8 protein-coding genes are annotated in these 8,653 nt (G+C 35.6%); 1 reads left to right on the forward strand and 7 read right to left on the reverse strand.

The features are described 5' to 3' along the window. A partial coding sequence (locus tag GH808_RS14575; protein ID WP_186843517.1) for a hypothetical protein occupies window positions 1-950 on the reverse strand: 950 nt, incomplete at its 3' end. 274 nt (window positions 951-1,224) lie between these two features. On the opposite strand from GH808_RS14575, the gene GH808_RS14580 reads away from it, so the two are divergent. After that, window positions 1,225-1,926, forward strand: coding sequence for a hypothetical protein (locus tag GH808_RS14580; RefSeq protein WP_186843518.1), 702 nt, complete (start codon window positions 1,225-1,227; stop codon window positions 1,924-1,926). 29 nt (window positions 1,927-1,955) lie between these two features. On the opposite strand, the gene GH808_RS14585 is transcribed toward GH808_RS14580, so the two are convergent. The 6 genes from GH808_RS14585 to GH808_RS14610 form a co-directional block, all read right to left on the reverse strand. Next, entirely contained in the window at window positions 1,956-2,120 is a 165-nt protein-coding gene (locus GH808_RS14585) for a YjzC family protein (protein WP_186843519.1), read from the reverse strand. A gap of 163 nt (window positions 2,121-2,283) precedes the next feature. Beyond that, window positions 2,284-3,891 carry a recombinase family protein gene (locus tag GH808_RS14590; RefSeq protein ID WP_186843520.1) on the reverse strand — a complete coding sequence of 536 codons (1,608 nt, stop codon included), beginning with the start codon at window positions 3,889-3,891 and terminating at the stop codon, window positions 2,284-2,286. 161 nt (window positions 3,892-4,052) lie between these two features. Then, on the reverse strand, window positions 4,053-4,448 hold the full coding sequence (locus GH808_RS14595; RefSeq protein WP_186843521.1) for a hypothetical protein: 396 nt from the start codon (window positions 4,446-4,448) through the stop codon (window positions 4,053-4,055). A gap of 441 nt (window positions 4,449-4,889) precedes the next feature. Further along, on the reverse strand, window positions 4,890-6,449 hold the full coding sequence (locus tag GH808_RS14600) for a DNA primase family protein (RefSeq protein ID WP_186843522.1): 1,560 nt from the start codon (window positions 6,447-6,449) through the stop codon (window positions 4,890-4,892). Between the two features lie 68 nt (window positions 6,450-6,517). Then, the gene (locus GH808_RS14605) at window positions 6,518-7,132 is read right to left on the reverse strand and encodes a hypothetical protein (RefSeq protein ID WP_186843523.1); all 615 of its coding nucleotides are present in this window, start codon (window positions 7,130-7,132) and stop codon (window positions 6,518-6,520) included. Further along, window positions 7,122-8,273: a DNA polymerase gene (locus tag GH808_RS14610; protein ID WP_186843524.1), complete on the reverse strand. Its 1,152-nt coding sequence runs from the start codon at window positions 8,271-8,273 to the stop codon at window positions 7,122-7,124. Before GH808_RS14610 ends, GH808_RS14605 begins: the two co-directional genes overlap by 11 nt. Between the last annotated feature and the right edge of the window lie 380 nt (window positions 8,274-8,653).

The following is an 8,653-nucleotide window of genomic DNA, read 5'->3' on the forward strand; positions in this document are numbered from 1 at the left end:
CTAACATTCACTTCATTTTTGAGAAAACTTAATTCACCAATTGAAACATCTTGATTTTCTAATATTGCTATAAAAAATCCGAGATCTTTTATTCTGTCTGATAAAAAGCCCGTATCTTTAAAATGTATTTTATTCAACGAAAAATCGATTTCCACATTTTTTCCGAACCTTAATATGCTTTTCACCTTTGTATGTAAAACATCGTATTCAGTATATATAAGTTCTCCATTTACTTTTATATCTTTAGAAAATGTTTGTATAGCTCTAGTAAAGGTTGCTTTATCCACAGGTAGGTACACTTCAAAATCGAATGGTTTTATATAAATATAAGTTGGATGATTTAAAGTATATTCAATTGGCGAACACTGCTTGAGTCCAGGTCCACTATAAAAAAAATTAAAACTCTCAATTGAAAGATTAGCTTTCTCAACATCTTCCATTGAAAGAAATTTGTGATCAACCGTACCTTGAAGACTCCTATTTCTGATAAAGTTTGTAAAAATATCTCGTATTTCCAGTTCGTCAGTCGGAAACTCCAATAGCTCAATTGATTTGCTCTTTTGATCTTTTATCTCTTTTAATAAACAAGTTAAATCATATCGTAATAACGGACGGTAATATATTTTATGATTATCAAAATCTTGCAAATAAACAACGAAGTAGATTGCTCCCGAATCATTGAGATAATTTTTTAGATCACATATATTTACTGGGTATGTAATCTTTTCACTGAAATCATCAGTATTGTAATGACCCTTTACTTGGATATCAATTTTACCAAGTAGATCTTTTTTCTTTGTACCCGGTTGATCATAAACAAAAATATTGCCATCCCATGAAGGCGTTTTATCGTTTTTTGCAACTTCTGGATTAATATACTGACTTCTAGTTAAAACGTTTTCCAAAGCGATAATTGCGCGCATTTCTATTTGTGTTTTGTTCATCTCCAATAGCATCTCTCCCTTTTTTAGAATTTTATTATTCTATTTATGACATTTTTTCCATGCATGAAAAGTATATTTGCCAGATTTTTTCAATATCTCTAGATGAAGTTATCAATAAATTTTCTCAAACTATTGCCCTCTCCCCCCCAAATTGCTTTTTTTACCGGTCATATTGATCACCCAAATTATATTAATCGATTTTTCACTCCTGTTTAATGAACAAAATAACTATTTTACTTCTTTCGTTATGATACAATAAATCAAAATAGGAGGTTTTAATATGGCAGATTCAAAAAAAGGCAATACTTCAAATGGTCGTGGGGTAAAAGGCAGCAAATTTTGGATACAAACTTTGGTGAATTTAGACAACGGTCTCGCCTTAACAAAAAAAATAACAACAATTGAACCTTCAATTAAAACCATTGAATGGCTCTCCCCATTACCCAATGATTACATAGAATTTAGAAATAAGGATGTTGTAGAACTCATCAACAAAAAAAATCCGTTGCAATCTATCTCTATAAAAGACTTAAATAATTTTTGGCCTAGTCGCGGTGCTTGGTGGGATGCAATCGGTTGGGATTCGCTAACTAATACCGTTATTCTTCTGGAAGCAAAAGGACACATTGAGGAAACATTATCAAAATGTACTGCCAAAGCTGCTGCCAGCAGAACCCTTATTGAAAGATCCTTGAAAAGTACTTACGCTTTATTTAAAGATCCCCTTGGTATAAATCTAATTGATTTTACAAAAATTTGGTGCGATACATATTATCAAATGGGAAATCGCTTAGCATTCTTAGCTTTTCTAAAAAATCAATCGATTAATGTCAAATTAGTTCTATTAAATATCGTCAACGACCCTACTCATAAATCAACATCTAATAACGATTGGATTCAACATTATGAAAAGATGTTCACTTCAATGATTGGCAGTAAATCAGCTCCTAACGACGTTGTTATCGTAAATTTTGAAGTTTAAGGCCACTGGTATGAGCAGTGGCCAGTGCATTATTTTTTGACCCATTTATGAGCAGGTTTCTGAGTTGGTGGTAAACGATCACCTGTACCAATATTTACAACTCTTGGTTTGTTAACTTTTCCACCTTGTGGACCAACTTCAATATATTTCCCTGGTGTTTTGTTGTCTGTCCCAGGCTTAATCAATTCTGACATAGTTTTCTCCTTCTTCAAATCATTTTCTATATATGGTTGCTTTATATATGATAACACTATATATTGTGTATATCAATATAATTATTCAGAACTCGATTATAGTTATTATAACTATTGAAGCTCGATCTAAACTCTTCATCCGACTAAATTTAAGCCACGTTCTTCATGCGATACTTGTTTTACGTAATCTTTCATTAAACTTAATCGCTTCTCGACTGAGCCATTTAGTAAAACAACAGGCTGGTGTCCATTTTTCGCCAATTAAAAAGGCCACCTTAAAGGTGACCTCAACGTTATCTGTATGAACAACGACTTTCTGTATAAATCGATTAATAAATCGTCTCACTTCAGGAATGCTCTTCGTTCGTACCATAACTTTTGTTTTTTCAAGCAGCTCTCTAATTTCATCTTCAGTAACTTCTACCGTTTCTTCAATCGTGTTCACATCGATCAGATCATTTTCCAACTGCTGTTTTTCTAAATGCAAGGTTTCCATTTTATCAAACATGACCTTTTGATTCATCCCCTGCGCAATGGCATCGGTGATATTATTGATTTTGATCTCAATGGCCGTAATCTGTCTTTGAATGGTATCCGTATCCAAATCAATATTTTCCAATTTTTTTCTTCGGTAACGGTTAAATTCTGCCGTAATCGTTTCTACATCATCATAAATATGTGTATACAGCAAATCCAGAATAGCTGAATCAAGGGTTGTTTGTTCAATTCCTTTATTTTTACAGCTTTTATCTTTGTGACTGCTTTGGTAGTTACACTGATAAGAAGCATACGCCCTATGACCCGGTCGTTCTTTACGGTAATTACTGACATATGAATGACCGCACTCACATTCAATGATCCCGCCTAATAAATTGGGATGTTTGGTTTTAAATGTCCCTGATTTCTTTTTGTTTTTCGTGAGTATTTCCTGGACATTTCTGAATGTTTCCTTGTCAATGATTTGTGGCACTCCACCGTCTATTCGAATGGTATCTTCTTCATTTTTATACTTATGACCATTTCTACCCCGAGGCCCTTTTGCTGCTGACCGATCATAAACATACATTCCTGTATAGCGTTCATTATGTAACATCCAGTTAATCGCGGATTTTGACAGGGTTCCACCTTTCTTCGACTGATTGAGTCCCTGTCGATTCAGTTCTTGTATGAGCTCTCCGTAGCCATAACCTTCCGCTTTCATTTTGAATATGGTTTGCACTGTTTTGATTTCATCTTCATTCTTGGCTAAAATAAATTTCTGTGTCTCAGGATCAATATCATATCCGAGTGGCAGGTTTCCCCCGGTGTACAAACAGTCTCTGGCTTTTTGCAACAAGCCTTTACGCACTTCTCTGGCCAGATTTCTTGAATAATATTCTGCCATGGCTTCGGTTAAGCCTTCTAGTAGGACACTTTCCGGTTCATTTCCAAAGCATTCGGTTACAGAAATGTATTCAATATTATTTTTGGCCAGGATCTCTTTATAGGTTGACGACAAGTTTCGTGATCGGGCAAATCGGTCTCCCTTATGCACAATTACCGCATCAAATTGTCCTTTTTTACCATCTTCAATCATTTGTTGAAATTGAGGCCGTTGATCCGTTGTTCCTGAGATCCCAAAATCGATATAGGTATTCACCAGACAGTACCCATGCTTTTCACAGTATTCTTTAACCCCATAAATCTGAGCATCAATGGATGATTCATTCTGCATATCTGTTGATACCCTGGCGTAACCAACTGCTCGTTTAATTGTTCCCTTTTTTGCCATGTTCATTCCTCCTATTTCTCTATCTCAAATATTTATTTCAAATATATAATATGCGTTTATCGATTGGTCTGATTTTGTTCGAAAATTGGGAAGATCTTCGAACTTAACCGATTGACCTTCCCAAATAATTCAGTCTTAACACTTTATTTTAACTTCTGTAACTATTTATCATAACCATTTGGCGTGAATTTTATGATTTTGAATTTCGATTTACTGCCAAATTCTTCAACCTCAACCTGCGCAGTCCCTTTAAGTCCAATAATGTCACATAGAAACACTTGATCGAATAGCAGAAATTCTTCAATTTCCCGCATGAAGGTATCATATTCTGAACCGTATTGATCAGAGTATAAAAAGGCTTTCTCTACGTAATAATCACGGCCATACTTATCTTCAATTTCAAATCCAAGCACTACTTCGACATTTTCAAAGCTGATACCAGTATATTTTCTGGCTTCTCCACGTCTTAAGATGCTTTTGAAATTACCACTTTTAGGTTTTAGAAAGCAGTCATAAGCCTTGAAATCTTTTGGTTCAATTTTAGTATAATTATGCATTTATTTCTTCCTCTCATTGCCGCATTATTACGGCTGAAACAATTATTTTTTCCGTCTATTCTAAATTTCTGTTGTTATCATATAGTCAATTAACTTGAGCAGCTCAAGATAATGTTCATCTGGTTCTGAATGAGTTTTCTCTTCCGAGACTAATTCAAATATTATAGGATTGCCTTCCTTAATTGACTTGCGTTCTAACGTGTAAATAATTTCATGAATCCTAATGTCACACCACCTCCTTTCGGATTCGTTACTTCAGATCATTTTTATCTGATCTGATTTTTGACTTCCCTGAGATCCCTCAAGACAAAAAAGCAGTGTTTAGAAGCTATTTTTATTAGTAGCTCTAAATCATTAAAGTCAACATCGTATCTAGCCGTTCGTAAAATCCGCTATTCATTTTGATCTTCTTAATAAAACACATCCTCAGTAATTCAACTGTCAAACAACAGCCTCCTCAATTTCTGCTTTTTTTTGAATCGGTTTATAATTTGCTAACACCCATAATCCGCTTTTTCGGAAATCACATCGTAAACCCTGAGCAGTAAGCCCTTCATGAAGGGCTTTATAAAAATATTCTTCTTTTGTATAGATGATATGATATTCCATGCAAGCCCAATTGTTATATGTGGTGTAGAGATGGGTTCGATTAATTGATCTGTTTTCACTGGGCATTGCCGGTTCATAACGATCCAGGAAGAATTTTAGTACCGGTACATTTTCCTTGAAATAATCGGTTTTTGCTTGTTCACAGACTTCGCATTTTGGAAATTTAAACCCGTTATCCCGTAATTGTTGATAACCCTGAATGCTCCAATTAAGTATCCCCTGCAACTCACCGATCAGTTTCTGCTTTAGAAAAGGATCGGCTTCATCCAAATAGAATGTTTTATTAAACGGCAATATGATTAGTCGTTCTGTCAGAGCTGGTGTACACTCACTGATTTCAGGCAATTTATTGAATAACATCAACAGTTTAATGTCCAACTGAGCATCCACTGCACTTATGTGTTTTCTGGTAATATGTACCTTGTCATTGGATGTGATCGATTTAAAAATAGCTGTATCGAAGTCTTTGACCTGCTTGTTTTCATCACAGATATTCAAGCGCTTATTCAGGCAAATTTCTAGTGCAAATTTTTCGTTAAAATCTTTCAATGGCAAGTGTGACACATTTTCTGAACCGGCAATCTCAGCTAATATGGACATTAATAAACTCTTTCCATTTCGACCAGTACCGAACAACCAGAATGCAACATTCGCTGCCATGGAATTACTAATCGAATAACCAAATATTTGTTGAATCAATGTGACCATCTCCTGATCTCCATCAACAATATTCTCCAGTGTTTCCAGAAATAAGGAACACCCCGCGTCGGGATCATATTCAATTTTGCTGCTATGGGTTGTGAGAAACTTGGTGCTGAACGGCACTAACTCCTGTGAATCCAAAAGCAGGACGCCATTTTTGCAATTAATATAATTGCCCTGATTAAAACGAACGACTTTTTCTTTGATCTCCAGCACTAAAGCGTTAATGGTTTTTGCTCCATTTGCACCATTCCACAGTTGTATATCGGAGTAATTGAAGATACCCCTGATGATTTGGGCTAAATCATTGTACCCAATACCACCTTTTTCCGCTGAGAACAGATCGTATTTGCCAAGCTCATCATTAAAAAGTGCAATCTCATTGCTCACCGTTTTATACCCAGCTTTCAAAACAGAGGCTACATACTCCACCCATAGATTGATATCTGTTAAAATGAAGGACTCCAACCCTGTTTTTTTGTTTATCTTCCGGGTGAATCCAACCTGCTGCAAGCATTCGATTGTCTGTTCCCGTTCTAATCCTTTTGGAATCAGTTTTGACTCATCCAGATAGACCATTTCATTAAAAACAGTGGTTTCAGGTTCTTCTCGTAATAGAAAAACGGTTGAGTTTTCTATGATTTCTTCCACTTCTTCAATATTATCTTTTAAACTATTTTCGATTGGCATTTTTCCTCCATCATTCTTAAATTCTGAGGGGTGCTTGTGACCGCTACACCCCTCATCTGTTACCTAAATCATTTCTTTTGTGGTAATGTTGCTTGAATAATTGTGCTGATATTGACGTATCGTCGATCATCATTCACCGAGTTAACAACTCTGCACTCACCCGTACACCCGATAAGCTCTTGGGGGTTTGTAATCTCATTCACGCCAATCGAAAGAAGCAGCGAATTCACAAACATCTGAAATTTCTTCAGCGATAATTCTTTTGATGAAAAAACCTGCTTTAGGTCATACTCAATACCGTCAACACTTAATAGTAAAAAATCAAAACTGCAATATGAGGTGACATAGCCACCTGCTTTCACCGAGTTTAATTCTTCATTAAAGTTTTTAAGCACAAAATGATAATCGCCATCAGGCGGCATGATCGCTTTGATCGCAAAGGTAAAAGGACTTACCCCCGAATTTACTGTTTTAGATAAATTAAAGCGACTATCATTAGTTACCGAATTTTCCTGTAAACTCTTTGTCCAGATGTTTTCTTTATTTGTTACTTCAGCGTCATCTGAAAGCTGCTCATCGATTGTCACTTTTTTAGCTGATTTCAGTATCTCTTCAAACTCCTGATTTCTGTAAATGCCATTGTTTTCATTGATCCCTAAATAATTCATATCTTCATTTGCCATATTCGTCCTCTTTGCTTTCTTTTAATTCAATTTTAATTGGAGTTTTCTTTAAATATTCTTTCGCACCATCAATCATGGATGACTCCAGAACTTCTTTTACCATTGCAACTTTTTGATGCTCTGTCTCTAAAATAATTTCATCATGGAGAAGCATCACAATTTTGATATGAGACCCCAGTCGTTCAGTTACCAATTCAATGGATTTCTTTAGAATTTCTGATGAACTGCCCTGAATGCCGAGGGCTAACTTACTGTTTGGTTTTTTTATGTTATGAAACTCGAATCCACCAAGTGTTTTGATTGTGTCACTGTTTAACTGTTGCCGTTGAAACGCCGCAATCCCTGGAAACTGCTCAAAGAATGCGATTTGCAGCTGATTTGCCTCCTGAATTGTCATACTCAGGCCCTTTTTTTCGAGATTTTGGACCATTCCATAAGACGTTATCCCGTACAGCATACCAAGTGTTATCGCTTTGATTTTCTGACGATCATCATCGCTGATATCCTGAATCTCCCGATTAAGAAGCGTTGCTGCTACCGATTTATACAAGTCTCCACCGTGAAGAAACAATTGTGTCAACCGTTCATCACCCGACATTTCAGCCATAATTCTCAGCTCGATTTGTGAATAATCAGCTGAAATCAGACAATGACCTGGTGGCGCTGTGAAATAATCTCTTATCTTACGGGGAAAATTCTGGACGCATGGTTCTTTGGAAATAATGCGGTTCGTTACTGTTCCGTTCCATAACCACTTAGGGTGAATACGACTGTTCTCATCCAGTTGGGCCATTAAGTTATTGCCATACGTTTTTAAAAACAGCTTGAGTTCTTTCCATTTCACAATGCTACAAAAGATTGGGTCACTTTTCTCATGATCCATTAGCCATGCCAGACTGAATGATTTTATGCAGATCCCATTTTTTAATGCCTGCCTGGAAATCAGTTCGCAGTATAAGGAAAACGGCTCTGGAATACCCAGTATTTTTTTTATTTTATTTTCAATGACCACCAATTCATCTTGCTTTTCGCTTATAATCTCATCTCTATACCGTTGCCGATCGAACATAATGCCATCTTGCTGCAGCTTTTCCATCAATGTGTTTTCATCAATCACAATTTCCCTTTCTGTTAATATCAAACGGTGATCACTCGTTTGACATCAACCCGAATCCTAAACTATAGTTCATTTCTTTTTTCATTTCATGTTTCTGATAATAATTATTGGTCAAAAACAGAATCACATAACAGGATTTTTGTTTCTTGCTATGAATTCTTTTTTATTATAGACTCCTGATTTTGAATAGGGAACGGGCTATTTTAGGGTTTCTCTGTTTTCAGGTGCGAAAAATTTTTCCAGCTTCAAAAATTCCCCAAACGATCCAATTTAGACCAATCAAAAAAGACATAATTGCAGTATTTGATTTCTTACTTAAAGAAAACTGCGATTATGTCTTTATTTATTTTTATAAAATTATCAGCTAATAAATATCAATACTTTAATCGTACACTTACTAATTA

The sequence above is a fragment of the Acetobacterium fimetarium genome (assembly GCF_014284475.1).
In the GTDB taxonomy this organism is placed as follows: domain Bacteria; phylum Bacillota; class Clostridia; order Eubacteriales; family Eubacteriaceae; genus Acetobacterium; species Acetobacterium fimetarium.

Excerpts from the sequence above, each read along its gene's own strand:
- GH808_RS14580 (WP_186843518.1), top strand. The coding sequence starts at position 1,225 with ATGGCAGATTCAAAAAAAGGCAATACTTCAAATGGTCGTGGGGTAAAA.
- GH808_RS14585 (WP_186843519.1), bottom strand. The coding sequence starts at position 2,120 with ATGTCAGAATTGATTAAGCCTGGGACAGACAACAAAACACCAGGGAAA.
- GH808_RS14590 (WP_186843520.1), bottom strand. The coding sequence starts at position 3,891 with ATGGCAAAAAAGGGAACAATTAAACGAGCAGTTGGTTACGCCAGGGTA.
- GH808_RS14595 (WP_186843521.1), bottom strand. The coding sequence starts at position 4,448 with ATGCATAATTATACTAAAATTGAACCAAAAGATTTCAAGGCTTATGAC.
- GH808_RS14600 (WP_186843522.1), bottom strand. The coding sequence starts at position 6,449 with ATGCCAATCGAAAATAGTTTAAAAGATAATATTGAAGAAGTGGAAGAA.
- GH808_RS14605 (WP_186843523.1), bottom strand. The coding sequence starts at position 7,132 with ATGGCAAATGAAGATATGAATTATTTAGGGATCAATGAAAACAATGGC.